The organism is Providencia sp. PROV210, from assembly GCF_028479445.1.
GTDB classification, from domain to species: Bacteria; Pseudomonadota; Gammaproteobacteria; order Enterobacterales; family Enterobacteriaceae; genus Providencia; species Providencia rustigianii.
The window spans coordinates 26,724-51,096 of sequence record NZ_JAMPNQ010000019.1; the positions used below are offsets into that span (position 1 = coordinate 26,724).

Here is a 24,373-nt window from a genome sequence, read left to right on the forward strand (position 1 = left end):
AGAGTATATTAATGATTAAATTAACGAATACAGTTTTAGTGGATATTTATAGTATTAATTTAAATATTACTGGGGCTAGATATTAGCAATGGGGTTAATACAATTACCGTGATTCACTTCTCAGTGTGATTTAATTAAATATAATTATTATTTAATTAATTTTTTATTGAATAACATATCTTTATTTTTAATAACATTGATATCTAAGTTTTAATTATATTAATACGTCTTTATAAATAAAAAATCCCCACAATTAAACAATTGCAGGGATATCTTTCTAGTGAACTCAATCACTGACTAACGATGGCTTTCCATCGCAACTTCAGAGCTTGCTAACCATACTGGTTTATCGCTGGTTTTTGCCCAGACTTTATGCAAGTAGCTATAAAATCTTGCTCTCTTTGGATAAAACACCATAACCGGAAACGCAATAACGCCAGCTGTCACAGCAGCAGTGCGGCGCAAAATGACCTGATTACGGGAGTATTTTTGATATGTGGACATCGATATCCTCCTTCAGTAGCCACGAATTTTTTGCCGATTCCAGTCTTGCTCTTTATCTTTGAACTTCACTTCGTTACAAAAAGAGGCGCTAAAATCGAACAACCTATTAATTATTTCATTAACTGAACACATAATACCGCAATTTGTGTAATTTAACTACTCATCTGACCACTTAAACATAAAATAAATTGATTTATCGTGCCATTTTCGTTGCTTTATTACATTTATTAACCTTTACATGTAATTAATACACTAAATTGCTACATATCATTAACAATCTATACTTTGATTATCTTCGTTCCCATCTGGCTCAACCTTAGTCGATCATTTTTATACTTTTTTTACATCCCTCCGGCTCTTTTTATCAGCTTCTTTACAAGCAAATGCCTAACCTAGCGCAATGGAAATAATAAGGAGATAACAATGTCACTACTTTCCATTACTGGTGCAGTCCTCGTTGTTGTACTGCTGGTTTATCTGATTTATGCCCTGCTCAATGCGGAGAATTTCTGATATGGCCATCAATGCGCTTTTACTCATCGCAAGTTTTTTACTGGTACTTTTGTTATTAGCAAAACCGTTAGGCAACTTTATTGCTTATCTTATCGATGGCGATATGCCACGCGCTATAACCAAAAGTGAATCGCTATTTTGGCGTTTGAGCGGAATAAAAAAACCGGGGCGTGAAGTCCCTGAAATGAACTACTGGCAATATGCCATCGCCATTTTGGTCTTCAATCTTCTTGGCTTTGGATTACTGTTTACGATCTTAATGTGCCAAGGTTCATTACCATTAAACCCACAGCACTTTCCTGGAATGAGCTGGGATTTAGCCTTCAATACCGCCATCAGTTTTGTTGCAAATACCAATTGGCAAGCTTACAGCGGTGAAAATACGCTGAGTTATTTGAGCCAAATGGTTGGGCTGACTGTACAAAATTTTCTTTCCGCAGCAACGGGGATCGCCGTGGTATTTGCACTGATCAGAGCATTTTCCCGTCATGGCAGTAAAACCATCGGTAACGCATGGGTCGATATCGCTCGCATTACCTTATATTTACTGCTGCCACTCGCTATTATTTTTGCGTTATTTTTTGTCAGCCAAGGGGTCATTCAAAACTTTTCCCCTTATGTACTGAGCAATAACCTTGATAGCGGAGCTCAACTGCTACCGATGGGCCCGGTCGCCTCTCAAGAAGCCATTAAATTATTGGGAACTAACGGAGGTGGATTTTTTGGCGCTAACTCATCTCATCCTTTTGAAAACCCAACTGCGCTGAGTAACTTTGTACAAATGTTGGCTATTTTCCTGATCCCTGCAGCACTGTGTTTTGCTTTTGGTCGCCATGTTAGTGATAGCAAACAGGGGCATGCACTACTTTGGGCGATGAGCATTATTTTCGTGATTGCTGCGGCAGTGGTGATCCACGAAGAATATGTAGGAAACCCATTCTTATCCGACCTTCAGGCTAACAGTAGCGCCAATATGGAAGGAAAAGAGAGTCGCTTTGGTATTTTAGGCTCGGCGTTATATGCCGTCGTTACTACCGCTGCATCTTGTGGTGCGGTCAACTCAATGCATGATTCCTACACGGCTCTTGGTGGCATGGTGCCAATGTGGTTAATGCAAATTGGTGAAGTGGTATTCGGGGGGGTGGGCTCAGGTCTATATGGCATGTTGCTGTTTGTTTTACTCGCCGTATTCTTAGCCGGATTAATGATTGGTCGTACACCTGAATACCTAGGTAAAAAAATTGAAGTCCGTGAAATGAAAATGGTCGCACTTGCCATTTTAGTCACCCCCACCTTAGTTCTCGTTGGGACGACAATTTCATTGATGACTGAAGCAGGTCGAGCAGGCATTTTAAATCCGGGTGCTCATGGCTTTAGTGAAGTGCTGTACGCATTTTCTTCCGCGGCCAATAACAACGGTAGCGCCTTTGCCGGTTTAAGTGCCAATACACCGTACTACAACGTTATGTTGGCGCTGGCGATGTTCTTGGGTCGCTTTGGGGTTATCTTCCCGGTTCTTGCTATCGCAGGTTCTATGGCAATCAAAAAACCTCAAGCGGCAAGCCTTGCCACATTACCAACCCACGGTCCGCTGTTTATCGGTTTATTAATCATGACGGTTCTTCTCATTGGTGCGTTGACCTTTGTTCCAGCACTTGCACTCGGTCCAATTGCAGAACATTTGCAAATTTGGTTAGCGGCATAATGAGGGTGAAAAAATGAAAAATCAAAAAACACAATTATTTGATAGCAAACTGGTTCGTCAATCGATTATTGACTCAATAAAAAAATGTACCCCACAAGCTCAATGGCGTAATCCCGTCATGTTTGTGGTGTACATCGGCAGTACCATCACCACCCTTTTATGGCTGGGTATGGCACTCGGCTACGCAGAAGGTAGCGCGTGGTTCAGCGGAATGATCGCACTATGGCTATGGTTTACTGTACTGTTTGCTAACTTTGCCGAAGCCTTAGCTGAAGGCCGTAGTAAAGCGCAAGCCCAAAGTTTAAAAGGGGTTAAACAACAAAGCCGCGCCACAAAACTCGCCGCAGCCTCCCTTGATGCCCCGCAAGAGGCCGTCAGTTCAGATCAACTGCGCAAAGGGGATATCGTGTTAATCCGTGCAGGGGAAACGATCCCCTGTGATGGTGAAGTTCTCGAAGGTGGCGCTTCCGTGGATGAAAGTGCGATCACCGGGGAATCAGCTCCGGTGATCCGTGAATCTGGCGGGGACTTCTCATCGGTCACAGGGGGAACTCGTGTTCTTTCTGACTGGCTGATTGTTGAATGTACGGTTAACCCCGGTGAAACATTCCTCGACCGGATGATCTCGATGGTTGAAGGCGCTCAGCGCCGCAAAACCCCTAACGAAATCGCCCTAACCATTTTACTGACCGCCCTCACGATCATCTTTGTTCTCGTGTGTGCAACATTGTATCCCTTTACACTATTTGCCGCGGAATACGCCGGAGCAGGTAGCGCGGTTTCCATTATTGTCCTGATAGCCCTGCTTATCTGCTTGATCCCCACCACCATTGGCGGCTTGCTATCGTCGATTGGTGTAGCGGGAATGAGCCGAATGCTCGGTGCGAATGTCATTGCCACCAGCGGACGAGCAGTTGAAGCAGCGGGAGATGTGGATGTCTTATTACTGGATAAAACAGGTACCATCACATTAGGTAACCGCCAAGCGTCTGAGTTTCTCCCGCTCACCGGTGTCACTGAGCAGCAATTGGCTGATGCAGCACAATTATCCTCACTCGCGGATGAAACCCCAGAAGGTCGCAGTATTGTCATTCTGGCTAAGCAAAAATTTAATTTGCGCGAACGCGATATTCACGCCATGAACGCCACCTTCGTTCCTTTCTCTGCGATGACACGCATGAGCGGTGTTAACGTCGGTGAAAGAATGATCCGCAAAGGTTCAGCAGATGCTATTCGCCGTTATGTGGAAGCCAACCACGGTAAGTTCCCTGTAGAAGCCGACAAGTTAGTCGAAAAAGTTGCACACTTGGGAGGAACGCCGTTAGTGGTTGTCGATAACCAAACGGTACTTGGCATTGTTGCCCTGAAAGATATCGTCAAAGGGGGCATGAAAGAGCGCTTTGCCCAAATGCGTGCTATGGGGATCAAAACCGTGATGATCACGGGGGATAATCACCTCACCGCCGCTGCCATTGCCGCAGAAGCAGGTGTGGATGACTTTTTAGCGGAAGCGACACCGGAAGCTAAACTGGCGCTGATCCGCCAATATCAATCTGAAGGTCGACTGGTCGCCATGACCGGTGATGGGACTAACGATGCACCGGCACTGGCTCAGGCTGATGTTGCCGTCGCGATGAACTCGGGAACTCAAGCGGCTAAAGAAGCCGGTAACATGGTGGATTTAGACTCTAACCCAACTAAGTTGATTGAAGTGGTTCACATTGGTAAGCAAATGCTGATGACCCGTGGTTCTCTGACCACATTCAGTATCGCCAATGATATCGCCAAATACTTTGCCATTATTCCTGCCGCATTTGCGGTAACGTGGCCTCAGTTAAATGCGCTGAATATTATGCACCTACACTCACCAGCATCGGCATTACTGTCCGCTGTCATTTTTAACGCCTTGATTATCATCTTCTTGATTCCATTGGCGCTAAAAGGGGTAAATTACCGCCCAATGAGTTCACAAGCATTATTGCAACGCAACCTGAGTTTATATGGTTTAGGTGGATTGATCGTACCGTTCGTCGGGATCAAACTTATTGATATGTTCATCAGCTTATTTGGTATTTAAGGAGCCCATTATGAACATGTTTCGCTCATCATTGATGATTCTCTTTTTACTGACCTTAATGACGGGAATTGCTTACCCACTTTTCGTGACTGGGATTGCCAATGTGCTTTTCCCAGCCCAATCCATGGGTTCACTGATCCTGCAAGATAGCCGCGTTATCGGCTCATCATTAATCGGACAGAACTATAAAAATGAAAATTACTTTTTCGGTCGCCCATCGGTAACGGCAGAAACACCGTATAATTCATTGGCCTCTGGCGCTAGCAACTTGGCTATCAGTAATCCGTTACTGGAGCAGCAACTGACTCAACGTAGCACTGAACTAAAACAGCATAATCCGAACGGAGGTTCAACCATTCCAGAGGATTTGCTGACGGCGTCATCCAGTGGATTAGACCCTCATATTTCGGTAGCTGGAGCACTGTATCAAGCCCCTCGGATAGCGAAAAACAGACAGTTACCGCTAGACAAGGTAAAATCGCTTATTGCTGAACATACCCAAACGCCGCTGTTTCGATTCTTAGGGGAACCAGTAGTAAATGTGTTAGAACTTAATATTGCCCTTGACCAGTATCCATGGGAAGCCAATAGCCAAAGTCACTGAGGTTAGTTATGAATAATCAGGAGCCTATCCGCCCGAATCCCGATGAACTATTGGTTAAGGCGAATGAAGATGGACGCGGCAAACTTAAGATTTTCTTCGGCGCCTGTGCAGGCGTCGGAAAAACCTACGCCATGTTACAAGAAGCTCAGCGCTTGCGTGCTCAAGGTCTCGATGTGCTGATTGGGGTTGTCGAAACCCATGAACGCGAGGAAACCGCTGCGCTGATCGATGGGCTCCCTCAGTTACCGTCTATGAAACTCCATCATCGAGGGCGTCGATTGCACGCCTTCGATATTGATGCGGCTCTCGCTAGGCACCCAGCCATCATTTTAATGGATGAACTGGCTTTTAGTAATCCCAGTGGCAGTCGTCATCCTAAACGTTGGCAAGATGTTGAAGAACTCCTTGATGCTGGAATTGATGTACTAACCACCATCAACGTTCAACATATTGAAAGTTTGAACGATGTAGTCGGAAGTATTACAGGAATTCGAGTTAGAGAAACCGTGCCCGACCATATATTCGATGCGGCGAATGAAGTTGTTTTAGTCGATTTACCGCCAGATGATCTCCGCCAGCGATTAAAAGAAGGCAAAGTCTATATTCCAGGGCAAGCTGAACGTGCTATCGAACACTTTTTCCGTAAAGGGAATTTGATTGCCTTACGAGAATTAGCCTTACGGCGTACCGCAGATCGCGTCGATGACCAAATGCGCGAGTTTCGTGATGGAAAAGGTGAAGCCCCCGTTTGGCATACTCGTGATGGTTTGTTGCTATGTATCGGTCACAACACGGGGAATGAAAAATTAGTTCGCGCTGCGGCGCGACTTGCCGCTAAATTTGGCAGTGTTTGGCATGCCGTGTATGTGGAAACGCCAACCTTACACCAGCTTCCAGAAAACCAACGGCGAGCCATTTTAAAAGCACTGCGTCTGGCTCAAGATTTAGGTGCCGAGACAGCCACACTTTCCGACCCCTGTGAAGAAAAAGCCATTTTACGTTACGCCCGAGAGCATAACCTCGGTAAGATTTTAATCGGGCGAAGGGATAAACACCGCAAATGGTATAAATTCAATTTGCGCTCAGGTTTCGCAGACCGTTTAGGCAAGTTAGGTCCCGATCTGGACTTAATTATTGTGGCACTTGAAGAAAAAAGTGATTGGGAAAAAGAACCTGAAAGAAAACCATTCACCGAAAAATGGCGTTCTGATATGAATGGTTTTTTGATGGCCATTGTTATGTGTGCCGCCATTACCCTATTCTCCCGCGCCTTTTTATTAGCGCTCGATAAAGCTAACTTAGTCACACTCTATTTATTGGGGGTGGTACTCGTCGCCCTATTTTACGGTCGTCGCCCCTCTATTTTTGCTGCGTTAATCAACGTCCTCAGTTTCGATTTATTCTTTGTACAGCCTCATTTTTCTTTGGCTATCATGGATATGCAGTATTTAGTCACGTTCACCGTGATGCTGATTGTTGGGGTTGTTGTGGGAAATTTGACAGCCGGAATGCGCTATCAAGCCCGAGTCGCTCGCTATCGAGAGCAACGTACCCGTCATTTATATGAAATGACCAAAGAGTTAGGGCAAGCGATGACGACGGAAGATATTGGAAAAACGGGCTACCATTTTCTGAATAATGCCTTTCAAGCCAAAACGTGCTTATTACTGCCAGATGAAAATAATCAGCTGATACCGTTACTAAGTGAAGGCTGTAGCCAATTACAGATCGATAAAGCCATCGCCAAGTGGAGTTTTGACAAGCGCCAACCTGCTGGAGCAGGTACCGATACTCTACCCAGTGTGCCGTATCAATTACAACCCATTACTACTGCCGATGAAACCCTTGCAGTGCTTGCCATTGAGCCTCGCAATATTCGCCAACTGCTGGTGCCAGAACAACAGCGCATGCTGCAAACTTTCACTGGGCTAATTGCTAGCAGCCTGTCTCGTTTGCAACTCACTAAGCAAGCAGAAAGCGCCAAATTAGATATCGAGCGGGAGCAGCTCAGAAATTCGTTGCTTGCCGCCCTTTCCCATGACTTAAAAACACCGCTAACAGTGTTATTTGGTCAAAGTGAAATTTTGATGTTGGAGTTGTCAGCCCAAAATTCACCGCTAACGGATCAAGTCAGTCAAATGCGCCAACAAGTTCTCAGTACTTCGCGTTTAGTGAATAATTTGCTGGATATGGCACGCTTGCAATCAGGGGGAATTCGTCCCAACTTAGAGTGGCAATCTCTACAAGAAATCACCAGTAGCGCGGTAAGAACGCTGGATTACACGTTACATAGTCACCCTCTTGAGATTGATATTCCCGCGGATTTGCTCCTGTATTGCGATGCAAACTTAATTGAACGCGTCCTGATTAATTTATTAGAAAATGCCGTAAAATATAGTGATTCGGATACCCCAATGGGAATTCGAGCCACCACCGAGTCACAAAAAGTGCATATCGAAATTTGGGATGCCAGCAACGGTATTCCTGATGGACAAGAGAAAACCATTTTTGATAAATTTTCTCGTGCTCAGAAAGAGTCCGCCATTCCCGGTGTTGGATTAGGCTTAGCCATTTGTCGCGCGATTATTCAAATCCATGAAGGGGAAATTTGGGCACAAAACAATGATAAAGGTGGAGCTAGCTTCCACTTTGTTTTACCTTTAAAGCCATTACCCGAAATTGAAACTGAAACCGATATTTAGGAGCATCTAGCTTACTGTGACTCCCCATCAAATCCTGATCATTGAAGATGAAAAAGAGATCCGCCGCTTTGTTCGACTTGCGCTGGAGGGCGAAGGCTGGAAAGTCTTTGAAGCCGAAAATTGCCAACGCGGGCTGATTGAAGCGGGCACTCGCCAACCTGATTTAGTGATTTTAGATCTCGGGTTACCTGACGGTGATGGGCTCGATTTAATCCGCGATTTACGTAAGTGGAGCAGTATTCCGCTGATTGTGTTATCCGCTCGCGAGGAAGAGTCGCAAAAAGTAGCCGCTCTCGATGCTGGTGCCGATGATTACCTGACTAAACCATTTGGTATTAGTGAATTACTAGCTCGTGTGCGTGTGGCTTTGCGTCGTTTCGGTAAAGCAGGACAAGAAAACCCTACCTTTCAATTTGGTGATGTCACTGTAGATTTTATTAATCGCGTCGTGACCAAAGGAGAAGAAGAGCTCCATCTCACGCCAATTGAGTTTCGCCTGTTAAGCGAAATGGTGGCAAACAGTGGTAAGGTTCTCACTCAGCGCCATTTGTTACTGCAAGTGTGGGGGCCAAGTTATGTAGAGCATAACCATTATCTGCGTATTTATATGGGGCATTTACGTCAGAAATTAGAAACAGATCCCGCCCGTCCGGTGCATTTGCTTACTGAAACAGGCGTTGGTTACCGGTTTATGCCTTAAGTTTTCCGCATTGTGATTATTCTTAAAGTTACATTCTCGGACTTTTACTGATAGTTTATTGGGCTCGGCTACCTATAATTTCTCCATCTTAATTTATCGGAGAATCCCCTGTGTCTTCACTATATTCCCTGCTACCTCGCCGTTTTGCTTCTCTGTTAGTGATTTTTCTCACTGTATTTGTCACAACTAACGCATTGGCGTTAAGCCCTGAAGAAAAAACCCGTACTGAAGCTTTATTAGCCGAATTAGGTAAACAGCAGAATTTAACCTTTACCCGTAATGGCTCCGGCCATAGCGCCGCTGATGCAGAATCACATTTACGCTTAAAATTAGGTAAAACCGAAAAACGCTTAAAAACCACTGAACAGTTCATTGATAACGTGGCATCAAAATCGTCCATTACTGGGGAAGAGTATCAAGTGACCGATGCTCAGGGGAAAGTGGCTACCGCCAATCAGTATCTACATGATTTACTGAAAAATAACGTTGATAAACAAGCCAAGTAGCTTACATCTTTATTCCATAAAAAACTGCAATTTTATGGAACCATTTCAGAATCTATTTAACCAATAGGTCTACAAAACATTACTTTAATGGTAACTTTTTGTAGACCTTATGGTTGTGGAATTTACTCCATAGGTATACACTAAGTTACCTATTGCTTAACTTAGTGTATACCTATGGCAAAAATAGATAAATTATTAAGCGCCTTGGCTAGCGCGGTAAAAGCTGGTGGTGGCATTCATAGTGCGGCAGAGCTTGCATTTATGTTAGGTGAACCTTGCAATCCAACGTTTAGAAAATTTCTGACAGATAGTGTGAAAAAAGGTCAACTTAGAAGAGTCGTAAAAGGGTTATATGAAAGTGTACTTACACCACCAGAACCTGAAACTGCGATTTATAAAATTATTAAAAAACTACGTAGCAATGTATTAAATTATATTAGCCTAGAAAGTCAGCTAAGTTATACGGGAAACATTTCACAAGTGATTATGGGTCGAGTCACCGTTATTACTAAAGGCCGCAGTGGTCGCTTTGATACACCCTATGGCGTGATTGAATTTATCCATACAAAAAAGCCAATTGAGCAGATTGCTCCAAATTTGTACTATGACTCTGACATAAAAATGTATCGAGCAAATACAGCACAAGCCATTATTGACCTTAAACACTGTCAGCGAAATATACATATGCTGGATTTGTAATACGAGGAGAGCGATATGTTAAAACAACAGATTAGACAAATAATCCAAGTAAATCCAGACTATGCAGCGATCACGCCAGTAATAGAAAAAGAAATTTTACATCATGACATTATGGATGTATTAATCAGACAAGGTGCTATGCAACGGCTCACCTTTATTGGCGGAACATCTCTTCGGATGTGCTACAACAGTTCACGTTTATCAGAAGACTTGGACTTTAATGGTGGACATGATTTCAAACCCACTGAATTTGACGGTTTAGAATTTGAGATACAAAAGTATATTCAGAATAAATATGAAACCGACGTTTGGGTAAATAAGCCATCAGAGGAAAAACAGGGGGATACAGTGTCATGGAAAATCAGCATTGTGAAAGAGGCTAATCGCCCTGATTTACCAAGGCAAAAAATGCATATTGATGTATGTGCTATCCCTTCATTTGATATTGAAAAACGCCCTTTACTGAATCACTACGATATTGTTGTACCGACAGAGGGGATCTTAGTTCCAGTTCAATCACTGCAAGAAACGCTTGCAGATAAGCTGATTGCTTTAGCCTATCGAGCAAGACGAATAAAACCTCGTGATATATGGGATATTGTTTGGATAAAACAACGTGGTATTAGCCTATCAAAAACGCTCGTCGAAAAGAAATTGATTGCGAGAAATAAGGAAATAGACGATTTTCATCACGCCATTGCGATACAGCTTAATAAATTGATGCAAGAAGATGACCTACGCAATGATTTTAATGCTGAAATGAGTCGTTTTATTCCTAAACAAATTAAAGAGAGAACAGTTGATAACCCTGAATATTGGGCTTATGTTCAGACTGAAGTAAACGATATTGTCACTGAATTACTAAATAATATTAAGCCAAAGAATCCATTCGATATGGGGTTGTGAAACATCCAACTTTATAAGACATTTCACAACCCAATTTTTACAATTAAAACAACGTTCTAAACCAATCTTCTAAATAATTCGCATTGCAGTCAGCATAGCTACAGCGCGAAGCATAACGAAGATTAGTCCTCGTCATACTTCGTGTTGTAGCAAGGCGGCAAGTGAGCTAATCCCTAGGAGCATACATAAGTATGTGACTAGGGTTAGCGAGTGCAGCTAACGCAGCTACAGCGCGAAGTATGACGAGGAGACGAGAACTTAGTTAGACTCAATCTTAGCCCACGTATCACGCAACCCTACAGTACGGTTAAACACCAGTTTATCCGCGCTGCTCAGTTTGTTATCTGCGCAGAAATACCCTTCACGCTCAAACTGATAGGCTTTTTCAGCCGGCGCATCACGCAGACTTGGCTCAACGAAACCTTGGCGGATCACTAAGGATTCTGGGTTCAACGTTGATAAGAAATCATCTTCTGCCGCTGGGTTTGGAACCGTAAATAGGCGGTCATATAGGCGAATTTCTGCTGGCAGAGCATGTGCTACACTCACCCAGTGAATAACGCCTCTCACTTTGCGACCATCCGCAGGATCTTTATTCAACGTATCCGCATCATAAGTACAGAAAATTGTCGTGATATTGCCTTCTGCATCTTTTTCTACGCGTTCAGCTTTAATAATGTAAGCATTACGCAGGCGAACTTCTTTACCTAAAACCAAGCGCTTATATTGGCGGTTAGCTTCTTCACGGAAGTCAGCACGATCAATGTACAGCTCATTGCTGAACGGCACTTCACGGGTACCCATCTCAGGTTTATTAGGATGGTTTGGTGCCGTTAAGATTTGCTCACCAGCAGGCATGTTTTCAATCACTAAACGGACAGGGTCGATAACCGCCATCGCGCGTGGTGCTGATTCATTCAGATCATCACGGATGCATGATTCCAATGCCGCCATTTCAACGTTATTGTCTTGCTTGGTCACACCAATACGGCGACAAAATTCACGAATTGACGCAGCAGTATAACCACGACGACGTAAACCAGAAATGGTTAACATACGTGGATCATCCCAACCAGCAACATGTTTTTCCATGACTAATTGGTTCAGCTTACGCTTCGACATCACCGTATATTCAAGATTCAGACGCGAAAATTCGTACTGACGTGGGTGACAATCAATGGTGATATTGTCCAATACCCAATCATACAAGCGACGGTTGTCTTGGAACTCTAAAGTACACAGAGAATGGGTGATCCCCTCTAATGCATCAGAAATGCAATGAGTGAAGTCATACATCGGGTAGATGCACCATTTGTTACCAGACTGGTGATGCTCTGCAAATTTAATGCGATACAACACTGGATCACGCATAACCATAAATGGTGATGCCATATCAATTTTTGCACGCAGACACGCTTTACCTTCATCAAAGCCACCATCACGCATTTTTTCAAATAGCGCTAAGTTATCTTCGATTAAGCGCTCGCGGTAAGGGCTATTTTTACCTGGCTCTTTCAATGTCCCACGATATTCACGAATTTCATCTGGGCTTAATTCATCAACGTAAGCCAGACCTTTTTTGATCAGCTCAACCGCATATTGATAAAGAATATCGAAATAATCCGATGAATAACGAATATCGCCGCTCCACTGGAAACCTAACCATTGGACGTCGTTCTGAATAGAGTTCACATACTCAACATCTTCTTTGACCGGGTTAGTATCATCAAAGCGTAAGTTACACTGTCCTTGATAATCCTTTGCGATACCAAAGTTTAAGCAAATGGATTTCGCATGGCCAATATGTAAATAGCCATTCGGTTCAGGTGGAAAACGTGTGTGTACTGACGTATGTTTTCCCGTCGCCAGATCTTCATCGATGATCTGACGGATAAAGTTTGTTGGGCGAGCATCTGCCTCATTCATTGTCATCATTCCTCAGTGCCAAAAGCGCGCTAAAATCGCGTAGTAACCAAATATATTCTACTATAATACGTCAGGAAACAACCGTTTGATTAAGGTTAGTCAACAAAAGGTATGGCAAAGGGATTTTTTTAACAAAAAAACGTCTATTTAGACCCATAACATGACCCCGAGAACGACCATTAGCAAGATTGGATAACTTTGTGCATGGCGTTTATCACTGAGATACGGCATTAAAAAAGAAGCAAAACGGATCCCGAGCCATGAAGTGGCGATCAAAATCAATGCTCCCTTAATATAAATCATGCCCCAAAATCCCGAGCCTAATTCAATGTGTTTTTCCACCGCAAAGTAGAAATACATCACCGACCCCGTGATTGCCATGGGCAATGTCAGCGGGTTCGCAAATGCAGCAGCTTGTAACATACTTGCGCCTCGACGACGCATTAATGGCACCGTCATCACACTGCCACCTACCCCAAGAAACGCCGCCACTGTGCCAATTAGCATTCCAATGGTGCCCTCTGCCAAATAACTTCCTTGGTTTAGATTTATTCCCTTTGGCTGAGTTTTCATAAAACCGGGACGAATAAAGCAATCTAAAATAGTGACCACTAAATAACCGATAAAAATCCAACGGATCCATTCGCTATCAACTGATAAGGCAATCATCGCACCCAAAACTCCCCCAATTGAAATAGGCAAAATGAAAGGTTTAATCATTTTCCAATCCAAATTGCCTTTTAAATAGTGGGCTCGGCTTGAAACACTGGATGAAAAAATCATCACGCAGGTCGATGTGGCAACCGCAATTTGCATTGCAATATCACGGACATCAAGCTGAGATCCCCAAACCAACGTAATAAGTGCATATAAAAGCGGTACAGTGATAAAACCACCACCAAACCCAAACAGTGCCGTAGTGATGCCTGAAATAAAACCAAATAAACACAGAAGAAGCTCCACCGCTGTACCCCCATTATGAATTGAATATTTATCATATCCATCAGAGTACGCTTTGGCTTATGCAGATTTGCCAAGTAACTTTGAGATTTTGCCAAATTGATTGCTCGATATTTGCAGTATAAAAAAACAAAAAATCTCAAATTAGGCGCAAATTTCATATTTGCTCTACACTGTAATTATTCACTTTAGCAGTAGTGACACGGAAGCTTAATCACCACAAAAAAATAGTGAAGGTAAGAGATGAAATGCATCAACTGTCATGAAAATGAAGCGAATCAAGAATCAGGATGGTGTAGCCAGTGCGAGAGTTTACAGGCAAATAAAATCAATGGATTTTTATATTTACCCGCCTTAGGGCTAGTTATTACATTGGTATTATCTGTCATGGGGGGTTACGAGCTCGCCAAGGTTTTGTTCAACTACTATCAAAATAATGGATTCATTCCGCGCTTTTACATTGGAACCATTATTTTAAATTCGACTTATTTACTGCTAATTTTGATTACGTGCTATTTTTTCTTCAGCCACAGAAAAGGCGTTCGTAAATTTGTCATTCCTTACTATCTGTTTGGCATTATTATCAGTTTAGATTCTACCGTCATATTTGCCCAAGCTTATCATGTGAGACTCACTGATGCAGATTACCAACAAATGATCTCCAGCATCATCAGTGCCGTGATTTGGATCCCCTACTTTATTTTTTCAAAACGCATATCTATCATCTTTTCAAGATAAAAAAATGCCAGCTATTTCAGTAGCTGGCATTTAACTATTTCAGTTAGCTATAACGCGATTATTTCAATACGTTATAAATCACTGTCTCACCGGCAGTCACTTGACCTTGGGCTAAAATCTCAACACCAGCAAAATCATCAATATTGCTAATAATGACTGGGCTAATCATTGATTTTGCATTGGCTTCAAGGAATGGCAAGTCGAGTTTTAGAATCGGCGTACCCGCTTCAACTTCAGCGCCTTCTTCAATTAAACGCGCACAACCTTCACCATTTAAAGCCACTGTATCGATACCCATGTGAACAATCAGTTCGATACCATTGGTCGTTTCAAGACAGAATGCATGATTGGTTGGGAAGATTTTAACAATCGTACCTGCCGCTGGTGCTAATACTTCGCTGCTGGTTGGTTTGATGGCAATACCATCGCCAACAATGCGGCTAGAAAAAGCTTCATCAGGCACATTATCCAATGAGTAAACTTGACCACTGACCGGTGCCACCAAAGATAATATAACATTACCTTTCGCTTTTTCTGGTGCAGCTTGTTTACTCTCGGTTGGAACAGGCGCAGAGACAGATGCAGCGACAGGGCCTTTAGCCAAGACTTCCGTCATTGCCTTAGCCACCAACTCAGCACGCGTACCGACAATCACCTGCACGTTTTGTTTGTTCAGACGGATAACACCCGATGCGCCAAGACGTTTGGCTAGAGATTCATTCACAACGGATGAATCTTTAACACCCAAACGTAAACGTGTAATACAAGCATCGATATTGACGAGGTTATCGCTACCACCGACCGCAGCAATGTATTGACGCGCTTCTTTTTGAATCTCGCTATCATCGCTATGTGCATCGCTGATATTTTCGTTATAACCGTCAGCGGTTTCATCTCCAGCACTGACTTCACGGCCCGGAGTTAACAGGTTGAATTTACGGATCATGAAACTAAAGATGACATAGTAAATGCCAAAGAAGACTAAACCTTGAACAATCAGCATGTACCAGTTTACGGCAAGTGGGTTACGGGTTTGTAGGAACATATCCACCAAACCAGCACTAAAGCCAAAGCCAGAAATCCACTCCATGGTTGCTGCGATATACACCGAAATACCGGTTAATATTGCATGGATTACATACAGTACAGGCGCAACGAACATAAAGGAGAATTCAAGTGGCTCAGTGATACCGGTAAAGAATGCAGCAAACGCACCTGCAATCATGATACCTGCAACTTTCGCTTTATTTTCTGGACGTGCGCAGTGGTAAATCGCTAATGCAGCGCCCGGCAGACCAAACATCATAATTGGGAAGAAACCAGCCTGATAGCGCCCTGTGATACCCACAGTTGCAAGGCCTGCATCAATTGACTTAGCACCACCAAGGAAGTTAGGAATATCATTAATTCCTGCCACATCAAACCAGAATACCGAGTTCAAGGCATGGTGTAAGCCAACTGGAATTAATAGACGGTTAAAGAATGCGTAGATACCCGCACCCACTGATCCCATATCTTTAATGCTTTCACCGAAAGAAACTAATCCGTTGTACACCACAGGCCAAACATACATCAGAATGAAAGCCAAGATGATCATCAGGAATGAGGTTAAAATCGGGACTAAACGGCGACCGCTGAAGAATGACAGCGCTTTAGGTAATTCAACACCACTGTAGCGGTTATATAACTCAGCAGAGAGAACCCCGACTAAGATACCGACAAATTGGTTGTTAATTTTATTGAATGCCGCAGGAACGGATTCCAGAGGAACATTCATAATCATAGAGTAAGATGCAGGAGAACATAGCGTTGTCACCACTAAGAATCCGACAAACCCGGTTAACGCGGCTGCGCCATCTTTATCTTTGGACATTCCGTACGCAACACCAATTGCAAACAACACTGACATGTTGTCGATAATCGCTGCACCGGATTTGATCAGTAACGCGGCGATTGCGCTATTGGCCCCCCAACCATCTGGGTCTATCCAATAACCAATCCCCATCAGGATTGCGGCGGCTGGTAAGACAGCAACAGGCACCATCAGAGCCCTACCGATCCGCTGTAAGTAGCTAAGAATATTCACAAACTCCCCCTTTGTATCGCTTTATTTTTTGTCCCATTTACAGGATCTTATTTTCACGCATCAGAATCATAACTGACAGTGTTAGATTATAGCAGTCGATAGTCTAGATGAATTTTTTCGCGATACAAAATAATTAGCTAAAATCTGTGATAAATATCAATGAAAGGATCCTGTTATTGACTAAATTAGTAGCTATTATTTAAAACTTATTTTATGATTAAAAATAAGTTTTTTATTTTATTTGCTGTATATACTCCAAGTACCTCAAGTCATAAGAAAAGAGTTAATGATGTTCAGCTTATTGGGGCTTGGGGACTAACCAGTATAAATTTAAAGAGACACTAGAGGTAAAAGTACATGAGGCTTATCCCATTAAATAATGCTCATGATGTTGGCGTATGGTCAGCGCAGTACATCGCCGATAAAATCAATGCATTTAATCCGACAGCTGAGCGCCCTTTCGTTCTAGGCTTACCCACTGGCGGTACCCCACTTGCCACATATAAAGAATTAATCGCTTTATATAAAGCGGGGAAAGTGAGCTTTAAGCATGTGGTTACGTTTAATATGGATGAATACATCGGTATTCCAAAAGAGCACCCACAAAGCTACCATACATTTATGCATCAGAATTTCTTTAATCACATTGATATCCAAGCTGAAAACATCAATTTATTGAACGGTAACGCACCGGATGTTGATGCAGAATGTCAACGTTATGAAGATAAAATCAAATCCTACGGTCAGATTGATTTATTTATGGGCGGCGTAGGTAATGATGGTCATATTGCCTTTAATGAACCAGGCTCTTCTCTGAGTTCCAGAACCAGAATTAAAACGCTGACCCCTGAGACTCGCCAAGCTAACTCTCGCTTTTTTGACAATGACATCAACCAAGTTCCCAAGTTTGCATTAACAGTGGGTGTTGCAACGCTGCTGGATTCTAAAGAACTGATGGTTCTCGCCACTGGTGCCAATAAAGCCAATGCCGTTTATGCCGCTGTTGAAGGTTCCGTCAATCACTTATGGACTATCAGCTGTGTGCAGCTTCATCCAAAAGCCATCATTGTGTGTGATGAACCCGCAACATTAGAATTGAAAGTTAAAACTCTCAAATATTTCAAACAATTAGAATGTGAAAACATTGAGAAATTTAATTGATTTATACTCAACGTTATTTTAGTCAAATTTATTATCAAAAATAGACTGAGTATCGAACACCCGATCAGCAATATCCTGCTGATCGGTGACCCATTTACTCGCGGTCAGGAGTTTTAAGCTATGTATGCACTAACTAATTGCATTATTTATACAGGTCACGAAAGACTGGAAAACCACGCTGTCATTATTGAAGGTGAAATCATCAAGGCAGTCTGTCCAGAATCCGAGCTATCCAACACGATTGAACGCAAAAATTTACAAGGCGCAATCCTTTCTGCGGGCTTTATCGACTTACAAGTTAATGGCTGTGGTGGTGTGCAATTCAATGACAATAAAGAAAATGTGACATTGAAAAACCTAGAAATAATGCAAAAAGCCAATGAGCGTTCAGGCTGCACCAGCTTCTTACCAACCTTGATTACCTGTTCCGATGAGCTGATGAAGCATGGCGTTGATGTCATGACTGAATTCCTAAAAAGCAATAAAAACCAAGCGCTTGGTTTACATATTGAAGGTCCATATATTAATCTAATTAAAAAAGGGACCCATAATCCAGAATTTATTCGTAAGCCATCCGTAGAAATGATCGATTATTTATCTGATCATGCCGATGCCATCACCATGATTACCCTCGCCCCTGAAATGGTTGAAGAACATTTTATTCACCAACTCACCGATGCTGGCATTGTGGTTTCTGCGGGTCATTCTAACGCGACCTATGATGAAGCTCGACAAGGTTTCAGAGCCGGTATTCGCGCATCGACTCACCTATTCAATGCGATGCCGTATATTTCCGGCCGTGGTCCAGGTTTAGTTGGCGCTATTTATGATACTCCAGAAGTGTATGCTGGCATTATTGCTGATGGTTTACATGTCCAATGGGCAAATATCCGCAACAGTAAAAAACTGAAAGGCGATAAGCTGGTTTTAGTCACTGATGCAACTGCACCAGCAGGAATAGATCCTGAAACTGATGAAATGGATCATTTTATCTTCGCAGGTAAAACCATATACTACCGTAATGGGCTATGTGTCGATGAAAATGGCACCCTTAGCGGTTCATCACTCACCATGATTAATGCCGTGAAAAATAGTGTTGAACAGGTTGGTATTCCACTTGATGAAACCTTAAGAATGGCAACACTTTACCCCGCCAAAGCCATTGGGGTTGATGCCAGCTTAGGTTCTATTGAAACAGGAAAAATCGCTAACTTAACAGCGTTTAACCAAGACTTCCAAGTCCTTGCAACTTACGTTAACGGAGAGGAAGTCTACAAGCATGAGTAAATAGCTAATGAATCAAAGCCACTCGCTAAAGCAAATTGGTAATATTGATCTCGTAAAACAACTAAATAGCGCTGTCGTCTACAGCCTGATTGATCAACAAGGTCCGATATCGAGAATTCAGATAGCGGAACAGAGCCAGCTTGCCCCAGCGAGTGTCACTAAGATCACCCGCCAGCTACTCGAACGTGGTTTAATTAAAGAAGTTGACCAACAGGCCTCTACTGGAGGCCGTCGTGCTATTTCCATCGTTTCCGAATATAAATATTTCCATACCATCGGTGTGCGCCTTGGTCGCTACGATGCGACCATCGCTTTATACGACCTCAGCGGAAAAATGTTAGCTGATGGGCACTACCCGATTACCGAACCCTCACAACAAATTGTTGAGCAAAAATTAATTGCTGCCTTAGAAGATTTTATTGGGTTACACCAACGGCGTATTAAAGAACTGATTGCGATTTCCGTTATTTTGCCGGGTTTAGTGAATCCTCATTCCGGTGTTGTCCATTATATGCCTCACATCAAAGTGGATAACTGGCATTTAATTGATAATCTACAGCAACATTTCAACCTCACCTGCTATGTTGGGCATGATATTCGCAGCCTAGCGCTCGCTGAGAGTTATTTTGGAGCAACCCGAGATTGTGAAGACTCTCTCCTTGTACGCATTCACAGAGGCGCTGGAGCAGGATTAGTGCTCAATAAAGAGATACTGCTTAACCATCGAGGTAATCTTGGAGAGATTGGGCATATTCAAGTCGACCCTCTCGGGGAGCTCTGCCACTGTGGAAACTTCGGTTGCTTAGAAACTATTGCATCCAATCAAGCTATTGAAACTCGAGTCAAACAACGTCTTGAGCAAGGTTACTCCAGCCAACTCACCCTTGATGCCTGCTCTATTACTCAAATTTGCCAAGCCGCCAATAAAGGCGATGCTCTGGCAACAGAAGTGATTCAGCATGTAGGGAGGCAGATAGGAAAAGCGATTGCGATCACGATAAACCTATTCAATCCAGAAAAAGTGGTTATCGCGGGGGACATCATCGAGGCGGAAAATATTCTGTTACCCGCGATTCAAAGCTGTATTGACTCGCAAGCACTCAAAGGTTTTCGTGAAAACTTACCCGTTGTTACCTCGCAATTGGTGCATAATTCAGCAATTGGTGCTTTTGCACTGACTAAACGCGCCATGTTAAACGGTGAGTTACTACAGAAGTTATTAGAAAACTAATTTATTGGCTTTCTTGAAATGGTTTCTTTCGTTTTTTTGTTATTGATACGTGACTGTTTTATCGTCATCTAATCAAAGTAAATGTCATTTTTCTAAATTCAGGGTTGTTTTTTGCTGACTTTATCGACAAAATGATTATTCATCAAACAAACGAACGCATTTTCTAAAAAATAGTGCAAAAAGCTGTTGACTGTACTGCCTGTAATTAGCATAATGCGCCCCGCAACGCCGATGAAGGTAATGCAAAAAAAGATGGCTATGTAGCTCAGCTGGTTAGAGCACAACACTCATAATGTTGGGGTCACAGGTTCGAATCCCGTCATAGCCACCATATTTTTGCGGGAGTGGCGAAATTGGTAGACGCACCAGATTTAGGTTCTGGCGCCGCAAGGTGTGCAAGTTCAAGTCTTGTCTCCCGCACCATTTCCTTCTCGGTTAAAATTGAATTTAAGATATTGGGGTATCGCCAAGCGGTAAGGCACCAGGTTTTGATCCTGGCATCCCCAGGTTCGAATCCTGGTACCCCAGCCATCTTAAAGACAATAGTTACTCAGAATTAATAATAGATATTCTCGGATGGGGTATCGCCAAGCGGTAAGGCACCAGGTTTTGATCCTGGCATCCCCAGGTTCGAATCCTGGTACCCCAGCCATCTATTATCCTTCCAAGCAGTAAAATCACACAGTAAAGAAATTAAAACGGCTATGTAGCTCAGCTGGTTAGAGCACAACACTCATAATGTTGGGGTCACAGGTTCGAATCCCGTCATAGCCACCATTTCTTTTTTTGTTGGGGTATCGCCAAGCGGTAAGGCACCAGGTTTTGATCCTGGCATCCCCAGGTTCGAATCCTGGTACCCCAGCCATCTCTTCTTCAATATTTATCCCTACCTAAGTAAATTCTCAGATTACGATTATTTATTAAATCCTAGTTTTTTGATTTAACCCATCTTTAAATTTTAATTTAACTCTTGCTGAAATATTTAATACACATCATTTACTTTTGTGTAACTTTTATATCGGATCTGTGATACTCATCATTTTCTTGTAACCTGAGAAAGTGATAACCTTGCGACGAATTGTAGTTAGATTAGATTAGTAATACGTGAGCCCCCATCCCGTCTTAAATTATCAGTCCGACTTTCCAATCAACAACCAAACTCAGTTGTAAAAACCAATAATTATAATTGCTCTAACACAACATTTTTACAGAGAAAATTTATGCGAAACATAATAAAAGAACCACTATATAAAATTTTATATGTGCAGGTTATCGTCGCCATCACTTTAGGTATCGCCCTTGGACATTTTTTCCCAGATATCGGAGAGTCGTTAAAACCGCTGGGTGATGCATTTATCAAAATCGTTAAAATGATTATTGCACCTGTCATTTTCCTGACTGTTGTTACGGGAATTGCGGGAATGACAAACATGAGAACGGTAGGAAGCGTGGCGGGTAAAGCCATGCTGTACTTTATTACCTTCTCAACCGTTGCGCTTATTATTGGCTTAATCGTCGGTAACGTCATTCAGCCAGGCGCTGGATTAAATATTGACCCTGCAACTTTAGATAATTCAAAAGTTGCTGGCTACGTAGAGAAAGCTCACGAGTCGTCCATCGTTGGCTTCTTTATGAATATCATTCCAGATACCGTGATTAGCCCTCTGGTAAACGGAAACATTCTGCAAGTATTATTTATCTCTATTATTTTTGGTTTGGCATTGGCATCAACTGGTAAGCACGGTGAACCGATTGTTAGACTGCTGCAAAACTTCTCTGAGCCAGTCTTCAAAATGGTTGCTATGTTGATGAAACTGGCACCTATCGGCGCATTCGGTGCAATGGCATTTACCATTGGTAAATATGGTATTTCGTCGATTGGTAACTTAATGATGCTGATTATGACGTTCTACATCACATCATTATTATTTGTACTGGTTGTTCTAGGTGCCGTAGCTAAATACAACGGCTTCTCCATCATTGCTTTAATCAAATATATCAAAGATGAATTATGGTTGGTTTTAGGAACCTCTTCTTCTGAAGCGGCACTACCCAGCTTAATGAGAAAAATGGAACACGCCGGCTGTGAAAAATCGGTGGTAGGTTTAGTTATTCCAACGGGTTATTCATTTAACCTCGATGGTACTAACATCTATATGACCATGGCAGCACTGTTTATTGCTCAAGCGACCAATATTGACCTGACTATTTGGGAGCAAGTTTCTCTTCTGTTAGTCGCAATGATCAGTTCTAAAGGTGCCGCGGGTGTAACTGGTGCAGGTTTCATTACCTTAGCCGCAACGTTAATGGTTGTTCCAAGTGTGCCTGTTGCAGGTATGGCTCTAATTCTGGGTATCGACCGCTTTATGTCTGAGTGCCGTGCTCTGACTAACTTAGTCGGTAACGCTTGTGCCTGTATCGTTGTCGCTCGCTGGGAAAAAGAGTTAGATACAGAAAAGCTGGCTCACGCATTCTCAACTAAAAGTGAGTCATTAGATTCAATCATCACTGAAGAAGATGTTGCTGTTCAACCAACAGCTTCTATAGATGTCGCGAACAAACAATAATTTGCCTACCATCTAATAAAACAAGCCGCTATTGCGGCTTGTTTTATTTAAATCGAATTAATACTTTACTCTACAGCCCCAGCGCATATTTCAGTGCCAATTTTTTTGCTTCTCCGGCGCGTTGGGCTGTCATCAAGCCCAAGTTTCGCAGCATTTTCAAACCCGGTAAATTTTCACTGAATGCCATATAAAACACATCCATACCAGCTTGCATTGCAAGGTTATCAGGTAAGCGACGGCATTGATAACGCTTGAGTACATCCAGAGATTCCCAAGCTTCAATGCACTCTCGAGCTTGGTAGATCACGTTCAGTAAAACATCCACATCGCGATAGCCAAGGTTAACACCCTGCCCCGCTAATGGGTTGATCGTATGCGCAGCGTCACCAATCAGTACCAACCCGTCCATCACATAACGGCTAGCATGGTGACGCGTTAATGGAAATGCCCCAGAGGCAACGGCATTTACCTCGCCGAGACGCTCTGGAAATGCTTCAGTAATTGCCCCCGTGAGCTGCTCCATCGACATACTTTGAAGACGACGAATTTTGGCAGGGCTGTCATACCATACTAACGAAGCCCAATTATCATACAGCGGTAAAAATGCCCGAGGTCCAGAGGGGTAAAATTTTTGCCATGTACGATCTTGTTGCGGCTCATTTGTTTGGATGGTAATCAGCATGCACGACTGGCGATACTGCCAACCACGACTACCAATACCCGCCATTTTACGCACTTGGGAATTTGCGCCATCAGCGCCAACCACTAATTTCGTGTTAAGAATGCGCCCATCATCCAGCTCAACCATCCACAATTTTTGGCCTTGTGGCTGAGATAAATTAATTAACGAGGCTGGGCAAACTAAGTCGAGATTGCTGTATTGTTCACACTCTCGCCATAATGCAAGTTGCAAAACACGGTTTTCTACCATAAAACCCAACTCAGGCAAGCCTAAACTTTTGGCATCAAAGATGACATTGCTACCCGGATCTTCCCACGTTTCTAATTCGCGATAAGGTGCACTGCGCATGGCTTCCACATGTTTCCATGCACCTAATTGCTTCAGTAATTCAACTGAAGCACTACTGATTGCAGAAATTCGCACATCGGGAGCTGTTTTGGAGTCAAACTCTACAGGCTGGGCTTTTTCGAGCAAAGCCACTTTCATCCCTTCTTGGGCGAATCCTAATGCCGCAGCTGCACCTGTCATACCTGCGCCGACAACGACAACATCATAAAATTCTGTTAGTTTATTCATCATAGTGGCTGCTATTAACTATTTGATTTGTTTAGTATACCGAAATTTTCTCACCCCCGCAGGCAATATCTGCGCTTGAGCTCTGGTCACTGATGCCTCAAATGAATACAATACTCATCAATCTTTAAAACAATAGGCAAATAGCCTGCCCTTAAGCATTTGGTGATGATATTATTTTAGCATGTTATTACTGAGTGATTTTTGCATTTAATCCATCAGAGAACGCTGTTCTTAATCAAAATG

Annotated in this window: 19 protein-coding genes and 6 tRNA genes; 20 read left to right on the top strand and 5 right to left on the bottom strand. The window is 42.9% G+C overall.

The window, feature by feature from the left end:
• Window positions 1-297: 297 nt before the first annotated feature.
• On the bottom strand, window positions 298-504 hold the full coding sequence (locus PR761_RS15065) for a YbfA family protein (RefSeq protein WP_006812783.1): 207 nt from the start codon (window positions 502-504) through the stop codon (window positions 298-300).
• A gap of 423 nt (window positions 505-927) precedes the next feature.
• Here PR761_RS15065 and kdpF point away from each other — a divergent pair, with 423 nt between their 5' ends.
• The 9 genes from kdpF to PR761_RS15110 all read left to right on the top strand — a co-directional run bounded on the left by kdpF (window position 928) and on the right by PR761_RS15110 (window position 10,916).
• Window positions 928-1,017 (top strand): K(+)-transporting ATPase subunit F, encoded by a 90-nt coding sequence (gene kdpF / locus PR761_RS15070; RefSeq protein ID WP_039854003.1) that lies wholly within the window; start codon window positions 928-930, stop codon window positions 1,015-1,017.
• Window position 1,018: 1 nt separating this feature from the next.
• Window positions 1,019-2,722 carry a potassium-transporting ATPase subunit KdpA gene (gene kdpA / locus PR761_RS15075; RefSeq protein ID WP_115164057.1) on the top strand — a complete coding sequence of 568 codons (1,704 nt, stop codon included), beginning with the start codon at window positions 1,019-1,021 and terminating at the stop codon, window positions 2,720-2,722.
• A 13-nt stretch (window positions 2,723-2,735) separates the two neighbouring features.
• Window positions 2,736-4,799 (top strand): potassium-transporting ATPase subunit KdpB, encoded by a 2,064-nt coding sequence (gene kdpB / locus PR761_RS15080; RefSeq protein ID WP_006812786.1) that lies wholly within the window; start codon window positions 2,736-2,738, stop codon window positions 4,797-4,799.
• Window positions 4,800-4,809: 10 nt separating this feature from the next.
• Window positions 4,810-5,403: a potassium-transporting ATPase subunit KdpC gene (kdpC, locus tag PR761_RS15085; protein ID WP_039854006.1), complete on the top strand. Its 594-nt coding sequence runs from the start codon at window positions 4,810-4,812 to the stop codon at window positions 5,401-5,403.
• An 8-nt stretch (window positions 5,404-5,411) separates the two neighbouring features.
• Entirely contained in the window at window positions 5,412-8,105 is a 2,694-nt protein-coding gene (gene kdpD / locus PR761_RS15090) for a two-component system sensor histidine kinase KdpD (RefSeq protein ID WP_112836366.1), read from the top strand.
• A gap of 16 nt (window positions 8,106-8,121) precedes the next feature.
• Window positions 8,122-8,805: a two-component system response regulator KdpE gene (gene kdpE / locus PR761_RS15095; protein ID WP_006812789.1), complete on the top strand. Its 684-nt coding sequence runs from the start codon at window positions 8,122-8,124 to the stop codon at window positions 8,803-8,805.
• Window positions 8,806-8,915: 110 nt separating this feature from the next.
• On the top strand, window positions 8,916-9,311 hold the full coding sequence (locus tag PR761_RS15100) for a DUF5329 family protein (RefSeq protein WP_050767585.1): 396 nt from the start codon (window positions 8,916-8,918) through the stop codon (window positions 9,309-9,311).
• 174 nt (window positions 9,312-9,485) lie between these two features.
• On the top strand, window positions 9,486-10,010 hold the full coding sequence (gene abiEi, locus PR761_RS15105; RefSeq protein ID WP_006812791.1) for a type IV toxin-antitoxin system AbiEi family antitoxin: 525 nt from the start codon (window positions 9,486-9,488) through the stop codon (window positions 10,008-10,010).
• Between the two features lie 15 nt (window positions 10,011-10,025).
• Window positions 10,026-10,916, top strand: coding sequence for a nucleotidyl transferase AbiEii/AbiGii toxin family protein (locus PR761_RS15110; RefSeq protein ID WP_126436475.1), 891 nt, complete (start codon window positions 10,026-10,028; stop codon window positions 10,914-10,916).
• Window positions 10,917-11,174: 258 nt separating this feature from the next.
• On the opposite strand, the gene glnS is transcribed toward PR761_RS15110, so the two are convergent.
• Both glnS and PR761_RS15120 read right to left on the bottom strand, forming a co-directional pair.
• Window positions 11,175-12,842 carry a glutamine--tRNA ligase gene (gene glnS / locus PR761_RS15115; protein ID WP_039854007.1) on the bottom strand — a complete coding sequence of 556 codons (1,668 nt, stop codon included), beginning with the start codon at window positions 12,840-12,842 and terminating at the stop codon, window positions 11,175-11,177.
• 147 nt (window positions 12,843-12,989) lie between these two features.
• The gene (locus PR761_RS15120; RefSeq protein WP_006812794.1) at window positions 12,990-13,805 is read right to left on the bottom strand and encodes a sulfite exporter TauE/SafE family protein; all 816 of its coding nucleotides are present in this window, start codon (window positions 13,803-13,805) and stop codon (window positions 12,990-12,992) included.
• A 240-nt stretch (window positions 13,806-14,045) separates the two neighbouring features.
• Between PR761_RS15120 and PR761_RS15125 the strand changes: the two genes are divergently transcribed.
• A complete protein-coding gene (locus PR761_RS15125; RefSeq protein ID WP_154611230.1) occupies window positions 14,046-14,540 on the top strand; it encodes a DUF2569 domain-containing protein in 495 nt (164 codons plus the stop codon).
• Window positions 14,541-14,598: 58 nt separating this feature from the next.
• Here PR761_RS15125 and nagE read toward each other — a convergent pair whose 3' ends face one another.
• The gene (gene nagE / locus PR761_RS15130; protein ID WP_039854008.1) at window positions 14,599-16,626 is read right to left on the bottom strand and encodes an N-acetylglucosamine-specific PTS transporter subunit IIBC; all 2,028 of its coding nucleotides are present in this window, start codon (window positions 16,624-16,626) and stop codon (window positions 14,599-14,601) included.
• Between the two features lie 357 nt (window positions 16,627-16,983).
• Between nagE and nagB the strand changes: the two genes are divergently transcribed.
• From nagB to PR761_RS15180, 10 genes are all read left to right on the top strand, one after another.
• A complete protein-coding gene (nagB, locus tag PR761_RS15135) occupies window positions 16,984-17,787 on the top strand; it encodes a glucosamine-6-phosphate deaminase (RefSeq protein ID WP_006812797.1) in 804 nt (267 codons plus the stop codon).
• 120 nt (window positions 17,788-17,907) lie between these two features.
• Window positions 17,908-19,074: an N-acetylglucosamine-6-phosphate deacetylase gene (gene nagA / locus PR761_RS15140; protein WP_006812798.1), complete on the top strand. Its 1,167-nt coding sequence runs from the start codon at window positions 17,908-17,910 to the stop codon at window positions 19,072-19,074.
• 7 nt (window positions 19,075-19,081) lie between these two features.
• The gene (gene nagC, locus PR761_RS15145) at window positions 19,082-20,305 is read left to right on the top strand and encodes a DNA-binding transcriptional regulator NagC (protein ID WP_006812799.1); all 1,224 of its coding nucleotides are present in this window, start codon (window positions 19,082-19,084) and stop codon (window positions 20,303-20,305) included.
• Between the two features lie 254 nt (window positions 20,306-20,559).
• Window positions 20,560-20,636: transfer RNA gene (locus PR761_RS15150), tRNA-Met, on the top strand.
• 7 nt (window positions 20,637-20,643) lie between these two features.
• A tRNA-Leu gene (locus PR761_RS15155) sits at window positions 20,644-20,728 on the top strand.
• 33 nt (window positions 20,729-20,761) lie between these two features.
• Window positions 20,762-20,836: transfer RNA gene (locus PR761_RS15160), tRNA-Gln, on the top strand.
• A gap of 46 nt (window positions 20,837-20,882) precedes the next feature.
• Window positions 20,883-20,957 (top strand) — tRNA-Gln (locus PR761_RS15165).
• Window positions 20,958-21,005: 48 nt separating this feature from the next.
• Window positions 21,006-21,082 (top strand) — tRNA-Met (locus tag PR761_RS15170).
• Between the two features lie 13 nt (window positions 21,083-21,095).
• A tRNA-Gln gene (locus tag PR761_RS15175) sits at window positions 21,096-21,170 on the top strand.
• 355 nt (window positions 21,171-21,525) lie between these two features.
• Complete coding sequence (locus PR761_RS15180; RefSeq protein ID WP_006812800.1) at window positions 21,526-22,872, top strand: dicarboxylate/amino acid:cation symporter; 1,347 nt, start codon at window positions 21,526-21,528, stop codon at window positions 22,870-22,872.
• A gap of 70 nt (window positions 22,873-22,942) precedes the next feature.
• Here the strand turns inward: PR761_RS15180 and ubiF are convergent, their stop codons facing one another.
• A complete protein-coding gene (ubiF, locus tag PR761_RS15185) occupies window positions 22,943-24,130 on the bottom strand; it encodes a 3-demethoxyubiquinol 3-hydroxylase (RefSeq protein WP_112837533.1) in 1,188 nt (395 codons plus the stop codon).
• Window positions 24,131-24,373 lie beyond the last annotated feature (243 nt).